This is a genomic window from Mycolicibacter longobardus (assembly GCF_002102265.1).
GTDB lineage: Bacteria > Actinomycetota > Actinomycetes > Mycobacteriales > Mycobacteriaceae > Mycobacterium > Mycobacterium longobardum.
On record NZ_LQPG01000007.1, the window covers coordinates 1 to 20,113 of the forward strand.

Annotated in this window: 17 protein-coding genes and 2 riboswitches; of the genes, 7 read left to right on the forward strand and 10 right to left on the reverse strand. The window is 67.6% G+C overall.

Annotated elements, in window-relative coordinates:
• Positions 1–1,264, reverse strand: a 1,264-nt coding sequence (locus AWC16_RS00910; RefSeq protein ID WP_085262958.1) for a PPE family protein, incomplete at its 3' end; no start/stop codon positions are given.
• A 36-nt stretch (positions 1,265–1,300) separates the two neighbouring features.
• Positions 1,301–1,432: riboswitch (cobalamin riboswitch) on the reverse strand.
• A 145-nt stretch (positions 1,433–1,577) separates the two neighbouring features.
• Between AWC16_RS00910 and AWC16_RS00915 the strand changes: the two genes are divergently transcribed.
• Complete coding sequence (locus AWC16_RS00915) at positions 1,578–3,284, forward strand: glycosyltransferase (RefSeq protein ID WP_234812071.1); 1,707 nt, start codon at positions 1,578–1,580, stop codon at positions 3,282–3,284.
• A gap of 18 nt (positions 3,285–3,302) precedes the next feature.
• Here AWC16_RS00915 and AWC16_RS00920 read toward each other — a convergent pair whose 3' ends face one another.
• A complete protein-coding gene (locus AWC16_RS00920; protein WP_085262959.1) occupies positions 3,303–5,537 on the reverse strand; it encodes an NADP-dependent isocitrate dehydrogenase in 2,235 nt (744 codons plus the stop codon).
• A gap of 142 nt (positions 5,538–5,679) precedes the next feature.
• Positions 5,680–5,800, forward strand: a riboswitch (SAM riboswitch).
• A gap of 131 nt (positions 5,801–5,931) precedes the next feature.
• On the opposite strand from AWC16_RS00920, the gene AWC16_RS00925 reads away from it, so the two are divergent.
• The 4 genes from AWC16_RS00925 (at position 5,932) to AWC16_RS00940 (ending at position 9,723) form a co-directional block, all read left to right on the forward strand.
• Positions 5,932–7,272: a bifunctional o-acetylhomoserine/o-acetylserine sulfhydrylase gene (locus AWC16_RS00925; RefSeq protein ID WP_085262960.1), complete on the forward strand. Its 1,341-nt coding sequence runs from the start codon at positions 5,932–5,934 to the stop codon at positions 7,270–7,272.
• A gap of 11 nt (positions 7,273–7,283) precedes the next feature.
• A complete protein-coding gene (gene metX / locus AWC16_RS00930) occupies positions 7,284–8,423 on the forward strand; it encodes a homoserine O-acetyltransferase MetX (protein WP_085262961.1) in 1,140 nt (379 codons plus the stop codon).
• Positions 8,420–9,172, forward strand: a complete 753-nt coding sequence (locus AWC16_RS00935) for a class I SAM-dependent methyltransferase (RefSeq protein WP_085262962.1) — start codon at positions 8,420–8,422, stop codon at positions 9,170–9,172. The genes metX and AWC16_RS00935 overlap by 4 nt, the downstream gene beginning before the upstream one ends.
• 116 nt (positions 9,173–9,288) lie before the next feature.
• Positions 9,289–9,723, forward strand: a complete 435-nt coding sequence (locus tag AWC16_RS00940; protein WP_085262963.1) for a DUF732 domain-containing protein — start codon at positions 9,289–9,291, stop codon at positions 9,721–9,723.
• Between the two features lie 17 nt (positions 9,724–9,740).
• Here the strand turns inward: AWC16_RS00940 and AWC16_RS00945 are convergent, their stop codons facing one another.
• The 6 genes from AWC16_RS00945 to AWC16_RS00970 form a co-directional block, all read right to left on the reverse strand.
• A complete protein-coding gene (locus tag AWC16_RS00945; RefSeq protein WP_085262964.1) occupies positions 9,741–10,604 on the reverse strand; it encodes a cyclopropane mycolic acid synthase family methyltransferase in 864 nt (287 codons plus the stop codon).
• Between the two features lie 42 nt (positions 10,605–10,646).
• Positions 10,647–11,909: a 3-oxoacyl-ACP synthase KasB gene (kasB, locus tag AWC16_RS00950; RefSeq protein ID WP_085262965.1), complete on the reverse strand. Its 1,263-nt coding sequence runs from the start codon at positions 11,907–11,909 to the stop codon at positions 10,647–10,649.
• Positions 11,910–11,933: 24 nt separating this feature from the next.
• Positions 11,934–12,794, reverse strand: coding sequence for a cyclopropane mycolic acid synthase family methyltransferase (locus tag AWC16_RS00955; protein WP_085262966.1), 861 nt, complete (start codon positions 12,792–12,794; stop codon positions 11,934–11,936).
• Between the two features lie 27 nt (positions 12,795–12,821).
• The gene (locus AWC16_RS00960) at positions 12,822–13,712 is read right to left on the reverse strand and encodes a cyclopropane mycolic acid synthase family methyltransferase (protein ID WP_085262967.1); all 891 of its coding nucleotides are present in this window, start codon (positions 13,710–13,712) and stop codon (positions 12,822–12,824) included.
• Positions 13,713–13,994: 282 nt separating this feature from the next.
• Positions 13,995–14,288, reverse strand: coding sequence for a DUF3017 domain-containing protein (locus AWC16_RS00965; RefSeq protein ID WP_085262968.1), 294 nt, complete (start codon positions 14,286–14,288; stop codon positions 13,995–13,997).
• Positions 14,285–15,133 carry a bifunctional methylenetetrahydrofolate dehydrogenase/methenyltetrahydrofolate cyclohydrolase gene (locus AWC16_RS00970; protein WP_085262969.1) on the reverse strand — a complete coding sequence of 283 codons (849 nt, stop codon included), beginning with the start codon at positions 15,131–15,133 and terminating at the stop codon, positions 14,285–14,287. Before AWC16_RS00970 ends, AWC16_RS00965 begins: the two co-directional genes overlap by 4 nt.
• A 39-nt stretch (positions 15,134–15,172) precedes the next feature.
• On the opposite strand from AWC16_RS00970, the gene AWC16_RS00975 reads away from it, so the two are divergent.
• Together AWC16_RS00975 and AWC16_RS00980 are read left to right on the forward strand one after the other, a co-directional pair.
• Complete coding sequence (locus tag AWC16_RS00975; protein ID WP_085262970.1) at positions 15,173–16,357, forward strand: NADH:flavin oxidoreductase; 1,185 nt, start codon at positions 15,173–15,175, stop codon at positions 16,355–16,357.
• A 64-nt stretch (positions 16,358–16,421) separates the two neighbouring features.
• Complete coding sequence (locus tag AWC16_RS00980) at positions 16,422–19,115, forward strand: ATP-binding cassette domain-containing protein (RefSeq protein WP_085262971.1); 2,694 nt, start codon at positions 16,422–16,424, stop codon at positions 19,113–19,115.
• Positions 19,116–19,124: 9 nt separating this feature from the next.
• Here the strand turns inward: AWC16_RS00980 and AWC16_RS00985 are convergent, their stop codons facing one another.
• Both AWC16_RS00985 and AWC16_RS00990 read right to left on the reverse strand, forming a co-directional pair.
• Positions 19,125–19,700, reverse strand: a complete 576-nt coding sequence (locus AWC16_RS00985; protein WP_109561242.1) for a GTP-binding protein — start codon at positions 19,698–19,700, stop codon at positions 19,125–19,127.
• Entirely contained in the window at positions 19,693–20,109 is a 417-nt protein-coding gene (locus AWC16_RS00990; protein ID WP_109561243.1) for a DUF742 domain-containing protein, read from the reverse strand. The genes AWC16_RS00985 and AWC16_RS00990 overlap by 8 nt, the downstream gene beginning before the upstream one ends.
• Between the last annotated feature and the right edge of the window lie 4 nt (positions 20,110–20,113).

A 20,113-nucleotide genomic window follows, 5' to 3' on the forward strand; every position in this document is an offset into this window, starting at 1 on the left:
GCGGTGCGGGAGCCGGGGAGGGTGCCGGAGCCGGAGCGGGCGCCGGAGCAGGCGGCTGGGCCATGGCCAGCCCGAGCGACGGCGGGGCGGGCGGCGGCGGGACCGCGACCGCGGCCGCATGGTGCGCCAGAGCACCGATACCCAGGCCCCCGATCACCCCGGCCGGAGCCAGTACCGTCGAGCCGGCCAACAGCGGCAGCAGCGCCGGTAGCAGCGCCGTCTGGGTGAGCGAGTAGTTGAGCACCTGGATGGTGTTGCCGATCGTGGACCCGATGATCTCGACCATCGCCAACGGCACCACAAGACCAAGGCCTTGCGGATTGAACAGTGCGGTGTACAGGATCGCCAGCAGGTCGTCGACAACAACCTTTGCGGTCAGCGCGATGTAGGTTCCCGGGTCCAACGGCACCGAGAACATGTAGGCAAGGACTCCGGGGTTGAAATAGCCGAACGGATTCCCCGACCAGGCCAGCCACGAGCCAGGGACCCCCCACGGCGGCAGCAACGACGAGCCGTTCTGCAGGCCGGCGAAGAGTTCTGCGAGCGGGTCCCCGATGCCGGTGTAGCCGACCTGGTCGAAGAATTCCAGCAGCTGCAGATACAGCGGGTAGTCGCCGATGTTCGGATATTCCGGGGTGGGGATGAGTCCGTGCAGGAACGCCGCCAACTCGGCGAACCAGTCCGGCGGCGCGGGCGGTGTCGCCTCCGCCGCGCCCGGCACCAGCGGGTTGAGCACCGGCGGCGCCGGGTCGAGCTGCGGTGGCGCCGCCACAGCAGCGGTCGCGGTCGCGTCGTAGCCGGCCATCACGGTGGCCGCCTGCACCCACATCCGTGCGTAGTCGGCCTCGTTCAGCGCGATCGGAATCGTGTTGATCCCGAAGAAGTTGGTCGCCACCAGAACCCCGTGAACGGCATGGTTGGTGGCCAACTCGGCCATGGTCGGCATCGCCGCCAGCGCGGCGGTGTGGGCGCTCGCCGCCACCTGCTGCGCGGCCGCCACCGCGGCCGCATCGACACCGGCGCGCACCAGCCACGCCAGGTAGGGAACGTGGGCCGCCAGGTAGGCCTCTGCGGACGGACCCTGCCACGCCCCGGCCTGCACCTGGCCCAGCACGGCCGCCAGCTCGTCGGCGACGTCGGCGTACTCCGTGCTCAGCGCGGTCCAGGCCGCCGCCGACGCCAGCAGCGGGCCGGCTCCGGGTCCGGCCGACAGCAACGTGGAATGGACTTCCGGAGGTGACGCGATCCAGATCGGCGCGGTCACGGTCGCCAGCTCTCTCGGGGTGCTCCGCCCCGAACCGAGGGTGCGACGACGATGCCAGTATCTGGCTCTCGGGTGAGGCTCACTCCCGATAACAGTGGCGGGACCGCTCCGGATTCGCACCGGATTCCTGCATCGTCATCGCCTTACCGGCGAATTGTCGCACGTTGGACCACGCCCCGGTACTGTTCGCGCATCCAGGAGCCCGGTGTCGTCGGGGTCCTGGCGCCCCGCCGAGGGCTGTCCCCGGCCAATTGCGGAGGGCCCGCCCGGAACTCATTCCGCCGGTTCCCCCGCACCGGGTACCCTGCCAACCGTGTCCGACCCGGCGAACACCCGTTCCGCGATCTGCCTCAACATGATCGTGCGAGACGAAGCCCACGTCATTCAGGAGGTGTTGGACGCCGCCGCGCCCTACATCAGTTCGTGGGTGATCGTCGATACCGGCTCACAGGACGGAACCCAGCAGGTGATCCGCGACCACATGGCGGCACTGGGCATCCCTGGTGAGCTTTACGAACGGCCCTGGCACAACTTCGGGCACAACCGCACCGAGGCGCTGACCCTCGCCCAGGGCCGTGCCGACTACATCTGGGTCATAGACGCCGACGACGAGGTCCTGGGCACACCCGATTTCACCGGTCTGAACGCCGACGTCTACCTGGTGTGTATCCGGCAGGGCCCCAACGCCTACTGGCGCCCCCAAGTGTTCCGCGACGGGTTGCCGGTGCGCTACGCCGGTGTGGTCCACGAGCACGTCGAATACGACAAAGAGGCCTACGTCACCGGCTATATCGGTGGCGACTTCGCCATCGAATCGCGGCGCCTCGGGGCCCGCAACCTGGATCCGCAGAAGTATGCGCGCGACCGCGATCTGCTGCTGGCTGAGGTCGAACGCAATCCCGAGGACGCACGGTCCGTCTTCTACCTCGCGCAAAGCTACTTCGATCTGGAGGACTACGCCGTCGCGCGCACGTGGTATGCGCGGCGAGCCGAAATGGGGGGCTATGACGAAGAGGTGTACTACTCGCTGTTCCGCCTAGCCGCGGCCGTGGAAGCACTCGATGAACCGTGGACTGACGTACGGGATGCCTACCTCCACGCCTGGGGGTTCCGACCGACCCGCGCCGAACCGCTGTACCAACTGGCCCGATACCTGCGCCTCAACGGAAATTACCGACTCGCCTACGGGTTCGCCCGATGCGCGGCCGCTATCCCGCTCACGCAGGACGAGCTGTTCGTCTACACCGATGCCTACACCTGGCGCTCGACCGATGAGCAGGCAGTCTGCGCCGACTGGATCGGCAAGCACGAAGAAACGTTCACGCTGTGCCGGGGCCTGCTGGCCCGACCCGACGTGCCCGAGGAGGATCGTCAACGGATCGCCGCCAACCGCGACGTTCCGGTCCCGTACATGCTGGATGCCGCATCACCATATCCGGAAGCCCTGGCACACAGCCTGATTGCCGGCCCACCCGACGCCGAAGTGACCGTGAGCCTGCTCGCCGGACCCGACCAAGCCAGTACCGAGCAGACCCTGAACTCGTTCCTGAACTGCTGCCTCGACGTGACGCGCTGCGGCCGCTTCCTGGTGATCGACACCGGCCTATCGGGAACCGATCGGGCCACCCTGGCGCAGCGGTACGGATTCATCGAGTTCGCCGATGCCCCTGCGGCCGGACCCGGCGACCAGCTCGAGTGGATCCGCACCCAGATCGGCGGACGATTCTGGCTGCACCTGGGCCAAGGCTGGCGATTCTTCGCCCCGGAGAACCTCATCACCCGACTGACCGACGTACTGGAGGCCGAACCGCAGGTGTTCCAGGTGGGCATCAACTTCACCGACGCGGTGAAGCTGACCGGCACCTGCGCCGCCGAGGACATCGTGCGCCGCGCCCCCGGCGCAGGCCGCTACCTGTTGACAGAGCGGCCTGCCACCGGCCCGGCGATGTTCGACACCGCGCGGATGAACCACGTCGGCGGCACCGCCACCCTCGACGAAGTTCTCTGCATCACGGACTGAGCCCACCGGCAGATCGGGTCAGTCCTTCTCGCCGACGGCTGCGTTGAAGGTGGCGCTGGGCCGCATCACCGCCGAGGTCAGGTCGTGATCCGGCGCGTAGTAGCCGCCGATGTCCACCGGCTCGCCCTGCACCGCGGTCAGTTCGCTCAAGATGACGTCCTCGTTCTTGTCCAACGTGTCCGCCAGCTCCGCGAAGTGCTTGGCCAGCTCGGGGTCCTCGGTCTGCGCGGCGAGTTCCTCCGCCCAATACTTGGCGAGGTAGAACTGACTGCCGCGGTTGTCCAGCTCACCGGTCTTGCGCGACGGAGACTTGTTGGCGTCCAACAGTTTGCCGATCGCCGCGTCCAGCGTCACGCCGAGGATCTTGGCCTGCACATTGCCGGTCTTGACACCCAGGTCATCGAAACTGGCTGCCAGCGCCAGGAATTCGCCGAGCGAGTCCCAGCGCAGGTGGTTCTCCTCCACCAACTGCTTGACGTGCTTGGGCGCCGAACCGCCCGCGCCGGTCTCGTACATGCCCCCGCCGGCCATCAGCGGCACGATCGACAGCATCTTGGCGCTGGTGCCCAGCTCCAGGATCGGGAACAGGTCGGTGAGGTAGTCGCGCAGGATGTTGCCGGTGGCGGCGATGGTGTCCTGGCCGCGGATCAGCCGCTCCAGGGTGTAGCGCATGGCCCACACCTGCGGCATGATCTGGATCTCCAGGCCCTCGGTGTCGTGGTCTTTCAGGTAGGTCTTGACCTTCTTGCGCAGTTCCGCCTCGTGCGGACGCTCGGTGTCCAGCCAGAACACCACCGTCATGCCCGACGCCCGTGCCCGCTGGACGGCCAGCTTCACCCAGTCCCGGATGGCGGCGTCGGTGACGGTGCACAGCCGCCAGATGTCGCCGGCCTCCACGTTCTGGCTCAGCAGCACCTCACCGGTGTTGAGGTCGACGATGTCGGCAACCCCGGCCTCGGGGACCTCGAAGGTCTTGTCGTGGCTGCCGTACTCCTCGGCCTTCTGCGCCATCAGCCCGACGTTGGGCACGGTGCCCATGGTGGCCGGGTCGAACTGGCCGTGGGTCTTGCAGAAGTTGATCAACTCCTGGTAGATCCGCGCGAACGTCGACTCGGGGTTGACCGCCTTGGTGTCCCTGGGCCGCCCGTCCGCGCCATACATCTTGCCGCCGGCCCGGATCATCGCCGGCATCGAGGCGTCCACGATCACGTCCGAGGGCGAGTGGAAGTTCGTGATGCCGTTGGCCGAGTCCACCATCGCCAGTTTGGGACGGTGCTCGTGGCAGGCGTGCAGGTCCTCGATGATCTCCTCGCGCTGCGAAGCCGGCAGCGTCTCGATCTTGTTGTAGAGGTCGACCATGCCGTTGTTGACGTTGACGCCCAGGTCGTCGAAGAGCTTCTGGTGCTTGGCGAACGCATCCTTGTAGAAGACTTTGATGGCGTGGCCGAACACGATGGGGTGGCTGACCTTCATCATGGTCGCCTTGACGTGCAGGGAGAACATCACACCCGTCTTGTGGGCGTCCTCCATCTGCTCCTCGTAGAACTCGCGCAGCGCTTTCACGCTCATGAACATCGAGTCGATGACCATGCCGTCGAGCAGTGACACCTTCTCCTTGAGCACAATCGTCTTGCCGCTCTTGGTTTTCAGCTCCATCTTGACGTCACGATCGCGGTCCAGCGTCATCGACTTCTCGCCGTGGTAGAAGTCGCCGTGGCGCATGGTGGCCACATGGGTGCGCGACGCCTGCGACCACTCACCCATGCTGTGCGGGTGCTTGCGTGCGTACTCCTTGACCGCCTTGGGCGCACGCCGGTCCGAGTTGCCTTCCCGCAGAACCGGATTCACCGCACTGCCCAGGCACTTGGCGTAGCGGTCGCGGATGTCGCGCTCCCGGTCGGTCTTCGGGTCCTCGGGGAAGTCCGGCAGCGCGAAGCCCTTGCCCTGCAGCTCCTTGATGGCAGCGACCAGTTGCGGCACCGACGCGCTGATGTTGGGCAGCTTGATGATCGTGGTGTCGGGCAGGTGGGTGAGCCGGCCGAGCTCGGCCAGGTTGTCCGGCACCCGTTGCGCCTCGGTCAGCTCATCGGGGAACTCGGCCAGGATGCGGGCGGCCAGCGAGATGTCGCTGGGTTTCACGTCGATACCCGCGGGCCCGGTGAAGGCCTGCACGATCGGCAGGAACGAATAGGTCGCCAGCAGCGGCGCCTCGTCGGTCAACGTGTAGATGATGGTCGGCTGGTCGGCGCACATGGCTGTTCTCCCGGCGTCAGGTTCGTAGCGATCATTGATGCCGCGTGGTACACGGCGGCATCAGTATCGCGTACCGGCCCCGCGCGTACACCGCCGGTGAGCAGGTGGCGACATCTCCGGGAGATGCGATAGGCTGCGTGACGGTCATGAGTGCCAGCGCTAAGCCCCGGCTTGCTGGCCGGCAACCCTCCAACCGCGGTGGGGTGCCCCGGGTGAAAGACCGGGTTGAGTAGCCACCGTCGGCTACGCGGCAAGCGCGGGTCCGCCACAACGGGCCCCCCGAGTAGACAGGGGAACCTGATGCGTGCCTCCTTGTGCCCGCTCTCCCGTTGCTGTTGTCGCTGAAACCCCACTCCTGCACCAGCGATAACACCCACGAAGAAGGCATTCACCAATGAGCACCGACAACAACGTCGACCCAGCTGCGCACTGGTCGTTCGAGACCAAGCAGGTCCACGTCGGGCAGGTTCCCGACGCTGCCACCAACGCCCGCGCGCTGCCGATCTACCAGACCACCTCCTACACGTTCGACAACACCGATCACGCGGCCAAGCTGTTCGGCCTGGAGGTTCCGGGCAACATCTACACCCGGATCATGAACCCGACCAATGACGTCGTCGAGCAGCGGATCGCCGCGCTCGAGGGCGGGGTCGCCGCCCTGCTGCTGGCCTCCGGGCAGGCCGCGGAGACCTACGCGATCCTGAACATCGCCGGTGCCGGCGACCACATCGTTTCCAGCCCGCGACTCTACGGCGGTACCTACAACCTGTTCCACTACTCGCTGCCCAAGCTGGGTATCGAGACCACCTTCGTCGAGGACCCCGATGACCTGGAGTCCTGGCGGGCGGCGGTGCGGCCGAACACCAAGGCCTTCTTCGCCGAGACCATCTCCAACCCGAAGATCGACGTGCTCGACATCCCGGGAGTGTCGGCGGTGGCCCACGAGCACGGGGTGCCGCTGATCGTGGACAACACCGTTGCCACCCCCTACCTGATCCAGCCGCTGGCCCACGGCGCCGACATCGTGGTGCACTCGGCCACCAAGTACCTGGGCGGGCACGGCTCGGCGATCGCGGGCGTGATCGTCGACGGCGGCACCTTCGACTGGACCCAGGGCCGCCACCCGGGCTTCACCACCCCCGACCCGAGCTACCACGGGGTGGTCTTCGCCGACCTGGGAGCTCCGGCGTTCGCGCTGAAGGTCCGGGTGCAGCTCCTGCGCGACCTGGGCGCGGCGGTCTCGCCGTTCAACGCCTTCCTGATCGCCCAGGGCCTGGAGACGCTGAGTCTGCGGGTGGAGCGTCACGTCGCCAACGCCCAGCGGGTCGCGGAGTTCCTGGAGGCCCGCGACGACGTGTTGAGCGTCAACTACGCCGGGCTGTCCAGTTCGCCGTGGCATGCCCGGGCCCGCCAACTGGCACCGAAGGGTGTCGGCGGCGTGCTCTCCTTCGAGCTCGCCGGGGGTATCGACGCCGGCCGGGCCTTCGTCGACGCCCTGCAGCTACACAGCCACGTCGCCAACATCGGTGACGTGCGCTCGCTGGTCATTCATCCGGCGTCGACGACACACGCCCAGCTCAGCGCCGAAGAGCAGCTGGCCAGCGGTGTCACCCCGGGCCTGGTGCGGCTGGCGGTCGGCATCGAGGGCATCGACGACATCCTGGCCGACCTGGAGCTCGGCTTCACCGCAGCCTCAGCACAGCTCGGCGACTCGTCGGCGCTGGCGGCTCGTTGAGGCGGTCCCCGGTGACGATCTCCGACGTGTCCAGGCAGCTGCTGCCCGCCGAGTCAGAGACCGGCGTGGTCGACATCGGGTCGCTGACGTTGGAGTGCGGCGCGGTGCTCGACGATGTGCATATCGCCGTGCAGCGCTGGGGCGAGCTGTCAGCGCGGCGCGACAACGTCGTGATGGTGCTGCACGCGCTGACCGGGGACTCCCACGTCACCGGGCCCGCCGGGCCGGGGCATCCCACCCCGGGCTGGTGGGACGGGATCATCGGGCCCGGCGCCCCGATCGACACCGACCGCTGGTGCGCGGTAGCCACCAACGTGTTGGGCGGCTGCCGCGGCTCGACCGGTCCCGGATCCCTGGCTCGCGACGGAAAGCCCTGGGGTTCAAGGTTTCCCGCGATCTCGATTCGTGACCAGGTCCAGGCCGACGTCGCCGCACTGGCCGCGCTCGGCATCACCGAGGTGGCCGCGGTGGTGGGCGGTTCGATGGGCGGTGCCCGCGGGCTGGAGTGGATGGTCGGACACCCGGACCGGGTGGGCGCGGGCCTGCTGCTGGCCGTCGGCGCCCGGGCGACCGCCGACCAGATCGGCACCCAGAGCACCCAGATCGCCGCGATCAAGGCCGACCCGGACTGGCAGGGCGGGGACTACCACGGCACCGGCCGCAGTCCCGACGCCGGGCTGGCGATCGCCCGGCGTATCGCGCACCTGACCTACCGCGGCGAGGCCGAGCTGGACCGGCGGTTCGCCAACGACGCCCAGGACGGGGAGGACCCGACCAACGGCGGCCGCTACGCGGCCCAGAGCTACCTGGAACATCAGGGCGCGAAGCTGGTGGCCCGGTTCGACGCCGGCAGTTACGTGACCCTGAGCGAGTCGCTGTCCAGCTACGACGTGGGAGCCGGGCGTGGCGGGGTGGCCGCGGCGCTACGCGGCTGTCCGGTGCCGGCGGTGGTCGCCGGGATCACCTCCGACCGGCTGTATCCGCTGCGCCTGCAGGCCGAGCTGGCCGAGTTGCTGCCGGGCTGCGACGGCCTGCAGGTGGTGGATTCCGACTGCGGGCACGACGGCTTCCTGCTGGAGACCGACCGGGTCGGCGAGCTGATCCGCCAGACCCTGGATTTGGCGGCCACGGCCGGGGACCACCGGCGGTGAGCCCGTCCGGACAGGCCCGGCGCGACCGCTCGCTGTCGTTCGGCTCGCAGGCCGCCGCCTACGAGCGTGGCCGCCCGTCCTATCCCCCGGACGCGATCGACTGGCTGCTGCCGCCGGATGCCCGCGACGTCCTGGATCTGGGCGCCGGCACCGGCAAGCTGACCGCCCGGCTGGTGGAGCGCGGCCTGGACGTGGTGGCCGTGGACCCGATCGCCGAGATGCTGGAGGTGCTGGCCACCGCGCTGCCGGGGACCCCGGCCCTGCTCGGGACCGCCGAGCAGATCCCGCTGCCGGACAACAGCGTGGACGCCGTGCTGGTGGCGCAGGCCTGGCATTGGTTCGACGCCAGTCGGGCCATCCCCGAGGTGGTTCGGGTGCTGCGACCGGGTGGCCGGCTGGGCCTGGTGTGGAACACCCGCGACGAACGGCTGGGCTGGGTCAAGGAGCTGGGCAACATCATCGGCCGCGAGGACGCCCGCGACGCGGTGGATGGCGGGGTGAGCCTGCCCGCACCGTTCGGCGACATCGAAAGCCACCAGGTGGAGTGGACCAACTACCTGACACCGCAGGCGCTGATCGACCTGGTCGCCTCCCGCAGTTACTGCATCACCTCACCGGACGCGGTGCGCACCAAGACTCTGGACCAGGTGCGCAACTTGCTGGCCACCCATCCGGCGCTGGTGGGCTCGACCGGGCTGGCACTGCCCTACGTCACGGTGTGCACGCGAGCGACGCTGCACGACTCGTAGACAAACCGTGACGCGGCGGATTCGTCGTTGTGACCGCTTTGATGCAGGATTTCAATCAAGGACGTTCGGCGATCTTCGGGGTGCCTGTCGCCGCCGGAGGCTAACGAGGGGGATGCATGCGACGTTTCACGGTCAAAGCAGGGCTGGGGGTGGGTGCCGGCCTGATCGCCGCCGCGGGATTCGCAGCGCCGGCGCAGGCGAGCCCCGTCGACACCTCGTTCCTGTCCGATCTGGCCGGCGCGGGCATCCCGGTCGCCGACCCGGCCGCGACGGCTGAGCTGGGCCAGTCCGTCTGCCCGATGATCACCGAGCCCGCCGGCACCGCCGCCTCGGTGGCGGCTCCGGTCAGCGGACTGGGCGGCGGTCCCGCCATGTCACCGGAGATGGCGCAGATGTTCACCGAGATCGCGGTGCAGGTCTACTGCCCGCAGATGCTGTCGCAGTTGGCCAACGGCCAGGTGCCGGAGCTGCCGCAGATCCCGGGGATGTCGCTGGGTATCCCCGGCCTGTCCGGTGGGATCCCGGCCATTCCGGCCATCCCTGCGCTGTAGCGCGGTCATCGCCAGACCTACTTCTGCAGGGTGAACTGGTTGACGTCGATGTAGCCGGTCCGGAATCCGTCGGCGCAACCGGTCAGGTAGTGCATGTAGCGGTCGTAGACCTCCTGGCCCTGGAGCTCGATGGCCTTGTCCCGGTTGCTCGCCAGCGCGGCCGCCCAACAGTCGAGGGTCCGGGCGTAGTGCGGCTGCAGCGACTGCCGTCGGGTCAACGTGAAGCCGGCCCGAGCCGAGTGATCCTCGACCATCTCGATGGTGGGTAGCCGGCCACCCGGGAAGATCTCGGTGGCGATGAACTTGATGAAGCGGGCCATCGCGAAGGTCAGCGGCATGCCGCGCGCGGTCATCTGCGGCAGGGTCAAACCCGTGATGGTGTGCAGGAGCATCACCCCGTCCGGCGGCAGCGCGGCGTGGGCCATGGCGAAAAAGTCGTCGTAGCGTTCGTGGCCGAAGTGCTCGAACGCGCCGATCGACACGATCCGATCGACCGGTTCGCGGAAGTTCTCCCAGCCCTCCAACAGCACCCGCTTGGTGCGTCTGCTGTCCATCGCGTCGAACATCGCCTGCACGTGGACAGCCTGGTTTCTGCTCAGGGTCAGCCCGGTGACGTTGACGTCATGGTTTTCCACCGCGCGCCGCATGGTGGCGCCCCAGCCACAGCCGATATCGAGCAGCGTCATGCCAGGGCGCAGGCCCAGCTTGCCCAGCGCCAGGTCGACCTTGGCCAGCTGGGCCTGTTCGAGTGTCATGTCGTCACGCTCGAAGTAGGCGCAACTGTACGTCTGGGTCGGATCGAGGAAGAGCCGGAAAAACTCGTCGGAGAGGTCGTAATGGGCCTGCACGTCTTCGAAATGCGGTTTCAGATTCCTTGCCATGACAATGCGCTTTCGGCCATACGCCGAAAGCACTCCCCCCTTCTAGTACTTTCCGAAGGCAAGCGCGACGTTGTGCCCGCCGAACCCGAACGAATTGCTGATCGCGTGGTGGTAGTCGCCCGCGCGCGGATCCCCGGCGACGACGTCCAAGTCGATCTCCGGGTCGAGGCGATGCAGATTGAGCGTCTGCGGGACCACGCCGTCCCGCAGCGCCAGCACGGTCAGGATCGCCTCCACCGCCCCGACCGCGCCGACCGAATGGCCGAGGGCGGCCTTCGGGGCGTACACCGCCGGCCGGTGGGCTCCCATGGCGTTGTTGATCGCCTGGGCTTCGGCCAGGTCGCCGATCCGGGTGCCGGTGGCGTGCGCATTGACATGGTCGATGTCAGCCGGGACCAGGCCGGCGAGTTCCATCGCCCGTGTCATGGCATGGCCGGCCCGTTCGCCGAGCGGATCGGGCGCCACGATGTGGTGGCCGTCGGAGGTGATGCCGGCACCCATCAACCGTCCGAGAATGGTTGCCCCGCGCGCCTTTGCGTGCGCCAGGGTCTCGATCACCATCAAGGCACCCGCCTCGCCGAACACGAACCCGTTGCGGTCGGCGTCGAACGGACGGCAGGCACCGGCGGGGTCGTCGTTGGTGGTGGACAACACGATGCGCATCGCAGCGAATCCCGCGATGGGGACCGCCTCGATCTTGGTCTCGACGCCGCCGCAGATCGCGATGTCGGCTTCGTCGTAGACGATGTTGCGCCAGGCCTGCGCGATACCCTCCGCCCCGGAGGCGCAGGCCGAAACCGGGGTGAAGACACCGGCTTTGGCGCCGCGTTCCAGCCCGACGGCGGCGGCAGCCGCATTGGGCATGTACTTCTGCACCCCCAGCGGTGAGACGGCCTTCATGCCGCGCGCCACCATGCCCTGATATCCCCAGACCAGTTCCTCGGGTGACCCGAGTCCGGTGCCGATCGACACCAGCAACCGCCGCGGATCCACCTCTGGCGAACCGGCATTCGCCCAGACCCGGCGGCCGAGGATGACCGACATCTTCTGCAGATACGACAGCCGGTGCAGTTCCTTGCGGGTCAGCTCGTGGTCGAACTCCTCGAGCAGGTGTCCGCCGATCCGGACCGGCAGGTCGAACCGCTCGACGAAAGGGTCGTCGAGCTTGCGGATGCCGCTTTGGCCGTCCAGCAACTTCTTCCAGGTGTCGTCGACATTCGTCGCCAGTGCGGTCGTCATCGCGACACCGGTGACAACCACCTCGGGGAGGCCGTGCCCCGTTGCGAACCGAGTGGATGGAGCCATATCCCCGCCTCGCTTCCCTGGTCGCTACTTGCTCAGGACGAACTGTCCGACGTTGCTGATCCCACGCCGGAAGAGGTCCGCGCAGCCGGTCAGATAGCGCAGGTAGCGCTCGTAGACCTCTTCGGACTGGATGGCGATGGCACGTTCGCGGTTGCCCCGCAGATTGGCCGCCCACATATCCAAAGTCCGTATGTAGTGCTCCGGCATCAGAAAGGTGTCCTCGATCCGGAATCCGGCGCCTTGTGAGTACTCGCAGATGTCGTCGCGGCCTGCCATCTGCCCACCCGGAAAGATCTCTTTGCCGAGGAATCGAAAGAAGCGCAGGTCGCTCATCGTCACTTTGATGCCGTGCTCGCGCCAGTACGTCTGCGGGTAGGTGAATATGCTGTGGCACAACATTCGCCCGTCATCGGGCAGAACCTCGTAGGCACGTTCGAAGAACGCGGCGTAACGCTCCTTCTTGAATGCGTCGAACGCCTCGATGGTGAGAATCCGATCGACCTTCTCGTCGAACTCCTCCCATCCCTGCAGGCGCGCCTCGGCATGCCGCTCGGTGTCGACCGCCGCCAACGTGGCAGCGCTGCGCGCACAGTGGTTGCGGCTGAGCGTGATACCGATGACGTTGACGTCGAACTTGGTCACCGCCCGAACCAAACTCGCACCCCACCCGCAACCGATGTCCAGCACCGTCATTCCGGGTTCGAGATCGAGCTTGCGTAACGCCAAGTCGTACTTGGCATTCTGCGCTTCCTCCAGGGTCATGTCGTCGCGCTCGAAATACGCACAGGTGTAGGCCATGGTCGGGTCGAGGAACAACGAGAAGAACTCATCGGAGATGTCGTAAGCCGCTTGGGACTCTTCGTAGTACGGCTTCAGATCGGTCATTGCTGCCACCTCGTCCTCGCAGATCGGTTACGCCACCGTCTTTTCCATCGTGAATTGGCATACGTTGGTGTAACCATCACGGAACAGCTCGCGACAACCGGTCAGGTACTTCAGGAACGTCTCGTAGGTCTGTTCACCTTTGAGCTCGATCGCCTGGTCCTTGTGCGCTTCGAGCGCCTTGGCCCAGGTGTCCAGGGTGCGCACATAGTTCGACCCGATCACGTGATGGCGGGTGATGGAGAATCCACATCGGGTCGCGTGCTCGTCGACGGTCGAGATCTGCGGCAACCGGCCCCCGGGATAGATCTCGGTCATGATGAAATGGATGAAACGCAGCAGCGACATCGTCTTCTTCAGCCCCAGCCGCTCGCCCTCTTCTGCGGTGGGCACCACGATGGAATGCAACAACATCACTCCGTCGTCGGGCAACACGCGATAGCACATCTCGAAGAAGTCGTCGTAGCGCTCGTAGGTGCCGACCCCGTCGGCGAAATGCTCGAATGCGCCCAGCGATACGATGCGGTCTACCGGTTCGTCGAATCCCTCCCAGCCCTGCAACCGCACCTTTTTCGAACGCCCGCTGTCCATTTCCGCGAATTTCTGTTCGCAATGGACCACCTGGTTTTCACTCAAAGTCAACCCGATCACATTGACGTCGTACTTCTCGACGGCCCGCCGCATCGTGGATCCCCAACCGGACCCGATATCGAGCAGTGTCATGCCGGGCCGTAATCCCAACTTGCCCAACGCCAGATCCACCTTGGCCATCTGCGCCTGTTCCAGCGTCATATCGTCGCGCTCGAAAAACGCACAGCTGTATGTCATCGTCGGATCCAGCCACAGCCGGAAGAACTCGTTGGACCGGTCGTAGTGCGCCCGGATGTGGTCGACATCCGGGGTCAGTTCGACGTCACTCATCTGTTCCTCCGCGCTACCCGGCCGCTCCCAATCGGCGCTGGCACAACCGAAATGGACGGCGGTTCAGATCAGCGCGCCGGGTGCTGCCAGTCGATTCTCGAGTGCGGCCTATGCGACCAGCGGTCTTGAACAGGGCTGTTGCGCCAATGAATCGGGCAAACCGCCCCCTCCCCGACCCAGTCGACCGTCGTGGCCGGCCGGACACACGGGTTCCCGCCGAGTGGAGCCGTCAAACCCGACGACTGACCCAGATCTGAGAGCAGTGCCGGACCGTGAGGGCGACTAGCTGGTCCCGAGCGGGTCGATGGTGGCCGCCACGTAGAGCATCACCGTCGCCGCCGTCGTCATCGTCGCGAAGTCCAGCCCACGGTCCCGCAGTACCAGCAGTCCGGCCCGGTCCTCGGACAGCACCAGCCGCAGCGCGGCGGCGACCCCGGTCCCGATCCCGATCAGCAGCGCGCCGCGGCGCCAGAAATTGGCCCCGGCCAGCACGAACGCCACCGTGAAGATCAGCCCGACCAGCACGATCGGCCACTGCCGGGTGAGGATCGCGCGGAGGCGGGCCAGAGGTGTCACGCGATCCCCTCGACTCTTTCCACCACGTTGGTCAGCAGGAACGCCCGGGTCAGCGGGCCCACACCGCCGGGGTTGGGCGACACATGGCCGGCCACCTCCCACACGTCCGGGTGCACATCGCCGACCAGTCCGGCGTCGGTACGGCTGACACCGACGTCGACGATCGCGGCCCCCGGGCGCACCATGTCGGCGGTGAGCATGTGCGGCACCCCGACCGCGGCGACGATGATGTCCGCCTGCCGGGTCAGCTCCGCCAGATCGCGGGTACCGGTGTGGCACAGCGTCACGGTGGCGTTCTCCGACCGGCGGGTCAGCAGCAGCCCCAGCGGGCGGCCTACCGTCACTCCGCGCCCGATCACCACGACATGGGCACCGGCGATCGGCACGTCGTAACGGCGCAGCAGATGCACGATCCCGCGCGGAGTGCACGGCAGTGCGGCCGGGGTGCCCAGCACCAGCCGGCCCAGGTTGGTCGGGTGCAGGCCGTCGGCGTCCTTGGCGGGGTCGACGCGCTCCAGTGCGGCGTTCTCGTCCAGATGTTTCGGCAGCGGCAGCTGCACGATGTAGCCGGTGCAGTCCGGGTTGGCGTTCAGCTCGTCGATGGTCTCGTTGAGCTGCGCCGTACTGGCGTCGGCCGGCAGGTCGCGGCGGATCGAGGTGATGCCGACCTTGGCGCAGTCGGCGTGCTTGCCACGCACGTAGGCGTGCGAGCCGGGGTCGTCGCCGACCAGGATGGTGCCCAGCCCGGGCGTGCGGCCCGCCCGCGCGAGCTCGTCCACCCGAGCTTTGAGGTCGACGAAGATCTCGTCGCGCGTGGCCTTGCCGTCCAACGTGATCGCACCCACGCGGACAGTCTGGCATGCCCGCGCGCGTACTCTCCCGATATGCCTGTCCCCGACGTCTTCAGCCCGGCGAAGCTGGGTCCGATCACCCTGCGCAACCGGACGATCAAGGCCGCCACCTTCGAGAACCGCACACCCGATGCGCTGGTCTCCGATGACCTCATCGAGTACCACCGGCTGCCGGCGGCCGGCGGAGTGGGCATGACCACGGTCGCCTACTGCGCGGTCTCCCCCGGTGGCCGCACCTCCAACGACGGGTTGTGGATGCGCCCGGAGGCGGTCGCCGGGTTGCGCCGGCTCACCGACGCCGTGCATGCCGAGGGAGCCTTGGTCAGCGCGCAGATCGGCCACGCCGGCCCGGTCGCCGACGCCCGCTCCAACAAGGCCCGCGCCCTGGCACCGGTGCGGTTCTTCAACCCGATCGGCATGCGGTTCGCCAAGAAGGCCACCCGCGACGACATCGACGAGGTGACCGCCCAGCACGCCGACGCCGCCCGCTACGCCCTCGACGCCGGGTTCGACGCGGTCGAGATCCACCTCGGCCACAACTACCTGGCCAGCTCGTTTCTGAGCCCGCTGATCAACCGCCGCTCCGATGAGTTCGGCGGGTCGCTGGCCAACCGCGCCAAGGTGGCCCGCGGGATCGTGCAGGCGGTGCACACAGCGGTGGGCGGGCAGATCGCGGTGACGGCCAAGCTGAACATGTCCGACGGGGTGCGCGGCGGCATCAGCCTGGACGAGTCGCTGACCACCGCCAAGTGGTTGCAGGATGACGGCGGCCTGGACGCCCTGGAACTGACCGCGGGCAGCTCGCTGGTCAACCCGATGTACCTGTTCCGCGGACACGCCCCGGTCAAGGAGTTCGCGGGTGTCTTTCCGCCGCCGCTGAGCTGGGGCATGCGGATGACCGGCAACAGGTTCCTGCGTCAGTACCCCTACACCGACGCCTACCTGCTGCAAGAGGCTCGGCTGTTCCGCGCCGAATTGTCGCTGCCGCTGATCCTGCTGGGCGGCATCACCAACCGGGCGACGATGGACCTGGCGATGGCCGAGGGATTCGAGTTCGTCGCGATGGCCCGGGCGCTGCTGGCCGAACCGGACCTGATCAACCGGATAGCCGCCGAACCGGCCACGCTGTCGGAATGCATCCACTGCAACCAGTGCATGCCGACGATCTATGAGCGAACCCACTGCGTGGTCACCGGCGCCCCGGACTCGATTCACTGATCCGCGCCGACTCGCGGTGCGGTGGACAGACCGTCCGTTCCGTCCGACCGATACAGTTGATCCGATGAGTCACCCAGCTCCGCCGGTGCTGACCGTGCGCTACGACGGCTCAGAAGCCACGTTCTCCGCGGGCCACGATGTGGTCATCGGACGTGACCTGCGCGCCGACATCCGCATCCCGCATCCCCTGGTCTCCCGCGCCCACCTGCTGCTGCGCTTCGAGCAGGGCAGGTGGCTGGGGATCGACAACGGCTCCCTGAACGGCATCTACGTCAACGGGCAGCGAGTGCCGGTCGTCGACATTCGCGACGGCCAGACCGTCAACCTGGGTAATCCGGACGGGCCGCAGGTGTCCTTCGAGGTGGGCCGGCACCAGGGTCAGGCCGGCCGGCCGCCGCAGACGGTCTCGATCCACGTGCCACCACCCGGTATCGCGCGCCCGGGCCGGCCACCCCAGCCACCGGGTTCATACGGCGGTTCCAGCTTCAGCTCTCCTCCGTCGAGCCTCGCTGAACCACCGGGCTGGCCGTCTCATCCCGACCCCGCGCCCTACCCGGATCCGCGTTCAGCCGGACACTCCGGCTTCCAGCAGCCCTACCGGCCGCCGGCCGGCCCGGCTCCGTATCAGCCACCGCCGCTTTCCCCCCGGCAACCGGCGTACCCGGCCGGGCCAGCCGGCGAGGCGGCACTGCGGCCGAATTATTCGCCGCCCGCCGAGCCGTTTCCGCCGCGGCAGCCGTCCACCCGGATGGCGCCGGTGGCGGCGAAACCGCCAGAAGCCGGCAACATCGCCACCCGGATGATCGACATCCTGCGGCAGGGATCCTCCTCGCCGCCGAATGCACCGGCCGGCGCGTTGACCATCGGGCGCGCCACCGACAATGACGTCGTCATCTCCGACGTGCTGGCCTCCCGGCACCACGCGATGCTGATCCCGACCCCGCTGGGTACCGAGATCCGCGACAGCCGGAGCATCAACGGAACATTCGTCAACGGTGTCCGGATCGGCTCAGCGATCCTCACCGAGGGCGACCTGGTCACGATCGGCAACGTCGACCTGGAGTTTCACGGCGGCAATCTGGTGCGCCGCACCGAGACCGCGGCCGGCACCGGCGGACTGGAGGTTCGCGACGTCTGCTTCGACGTCGAGGGCGGCAAGCGGCTGCTCAACAACATCTCACTGAACGCCCGGCCGGGCACGCTCACCGCGATCATCGGCGGCTCGGGCGCCGGCAAGACCACCCTGGCCCGGCTCATCGCCGGCTACACCAGCCCCAGTTCCGGCTCCACCCTGTTCGAGGGCCACAACATCCACGCCGACTATGCCTCGCTGCGCAGCAGGATCGGGATGGTCCCGCAGGACGACGTGGTGCACCGTCAGTTGACGGTGAACCAGGCCTTGGGCTATGCCGCCGAGCTACGGCTGCCGCCCGACAGCAGCCAGGCCGACCGCGACCAGGCCGTCGCGCGGGTGCTTGAGGAACTCGAGATGACCAAGCACGCCGAGACCCGGGTGGACAAGCTCTCCGGCGGTCAGCGCAAACGTGCCTCGGTGGCGTTGGAGCTGCTGACCGGGCCGTCGCTGCTGCTGCTCGACGAGCCGACATCGGGCCTGGACCCGGCACTGGACCGCCAGGTCATGCTGATGTTGCGCGGTCTCGCCGACGCCGGCCGCGTGGTCATGGTGGTCACCCACTCGGTGGCCTACCTCGACGTCTGCGACCAGATTCTGCTGCTGGCTCCCGGCGGCAAGATGGCATATTGCGGCCCGCCCAAAGAGGTCTTCCCGGCCATGGGTGCCGACAACTGGGCCGACATCTTCGCCAATGTGGGTGCCGATCCCGACGAAGCCAACCGACGCTTCCTGGAGCGCAACGGGGGCCAGCGGTCCGCGGTGGCGCTGGCCGAGACACCCCCCGCCGACCTCGGCAAACCGGCGGCCACCAGCCTGCTCAAACAGCTGTCGACGATCGCGCGCCGCCAGGTCCGGCTGATCGTCTCCGACCGCGGCTACTCGATATTCCTGGCCCTGCTGCCCTTCATCGTGGGGATATTGTCGTTGACCGTCGAGGGCGACCACGGGCTGGGCATACCGGCGCCCGATGCGCCCACCGAACCCCGGTACATCATGGTGCTGCTCAATATCGGCGCCGTGTTCATGGGTACCGCGCTGACCATCCGCGACCTGATCGGCGAACGTCCGATTTTCCGAAGAGAGCAGGCCGTCGGACTGTCGACGGTGGCCTACCTACTCGCCAAGATCGCGGTGTTCTGCGTGTTCGCCACGGTTCAGGCGGCGATCGCCACCACGATCGTGGTACTGGGCAAGGGCGGCCCGGCGCGCGACGCCGTGCTGTTCGGCAACGTGAACTTCGAGTTGTTCCTCGGGGTGGCCGGCACCTGCGTGGCCTCGGCGATTCTCGGGTTGGCGCTGTCGGCGTTCGCGCAGTCCAACGAGCAGATCATGCCGATGCTGGTGGTGTCGATCATGTCGCAGTTGGTGTTGTCCAGCGGCATGATTCCGGTCGGCGGCCGAACCGGTCTCGACCAGTTGTCCTGGCTGACCCCGGCACGCTGGGGGTACGCGGCGGGCGGGTCGACCGTCGATTTCAACACCCTGATGGACGCGCCGCAGATCCCCAAAGACCGGCTGTGGGACCACGACAAGGGCACCTGGCTGCTCGACATGGGGATGCTGGCGGTGCTGTCGGTCGTCTACTCCGTGTTGGTGTGGTGGAAGATCCGACTCAAGCGCTGAGATCAGAGCTCAGGCGTGTGGCGCCAGGGTGGACAGCGCGTACTCGCTGATCGCGATGAGCGCATCCCGGGCCGAACGGGGGTCGCGCGCGTCGACGGTGATCACCGGAATGCGATCCGGCAGGGCCAGGGCCTTGCGCACCGCGGCGACCGGATAACGCGGCGCGCCCTCGAACTCGTTGACCGCGATCAGGAATGGCAGATTGCGGTGTTCGAAGAAGTCCACGGCGGCGAAGCTGTCCTGCAGCCGACGGCAGTCGGCCAGGATGATCGCGCCGATCGCGCCGCGCACCAGGTCATCCCACATGAACCAGAACCGGCGCTGGCCGGGCGTCCCGAACAGGTACAGCACCAGGTCGTCGGCCAGCGTGATGCGGCCGAAGTCCATCGCGACGGTGGTGGTCCGCTTGTCCGGGGTGTCCTCCAGCGCGTCGACACCGGCCGAGGCGTCGGTGACCAGCGCCTCGGTGCGCAGCGGCATGATCTCCGAGACGGTGCCGACGAAGGTGGTCTTGCCGACCCCGAACCCGCCCGCGATGACGATCTTCGTCGATGCCGATTCCCTCGGCGCTGCAGGCCTATCCAAGCGCTCGGAGGCCACGGAGCGTCCTTCCTATCAGTTCTCGGCGTTCGTCCCGGGTGGATGCCTCGGTCAGGGTGGGACGCACCCGAAGGTATCCCGACGTGACCAGATCGCCCACCAGGACGCGCGCGACACCCAGCGGCAGGTTTAACCGGGCGGAGATCTCAGCGACCGACGGGGCCGCCTGACACAGTTCGACGATGAGGCCGCGCGGATCGCTGACCGGCCACTGGTTGGGGTGGGCCGCCCGCATGGTCTGCACCGGGGCTTCCAGCGGCAGACTCACGTCGGTGTGGGTCCTACCGGCGGTCAGCGTGTACGGGCGTACCAGGCTGGCCTCGGCTTCCGGCGCTTCTAGAGTCTCCAGGGCTTCCGGGGTCTCCGGGCGCGCCCATTCCTGGGAAGTGTCCATCACC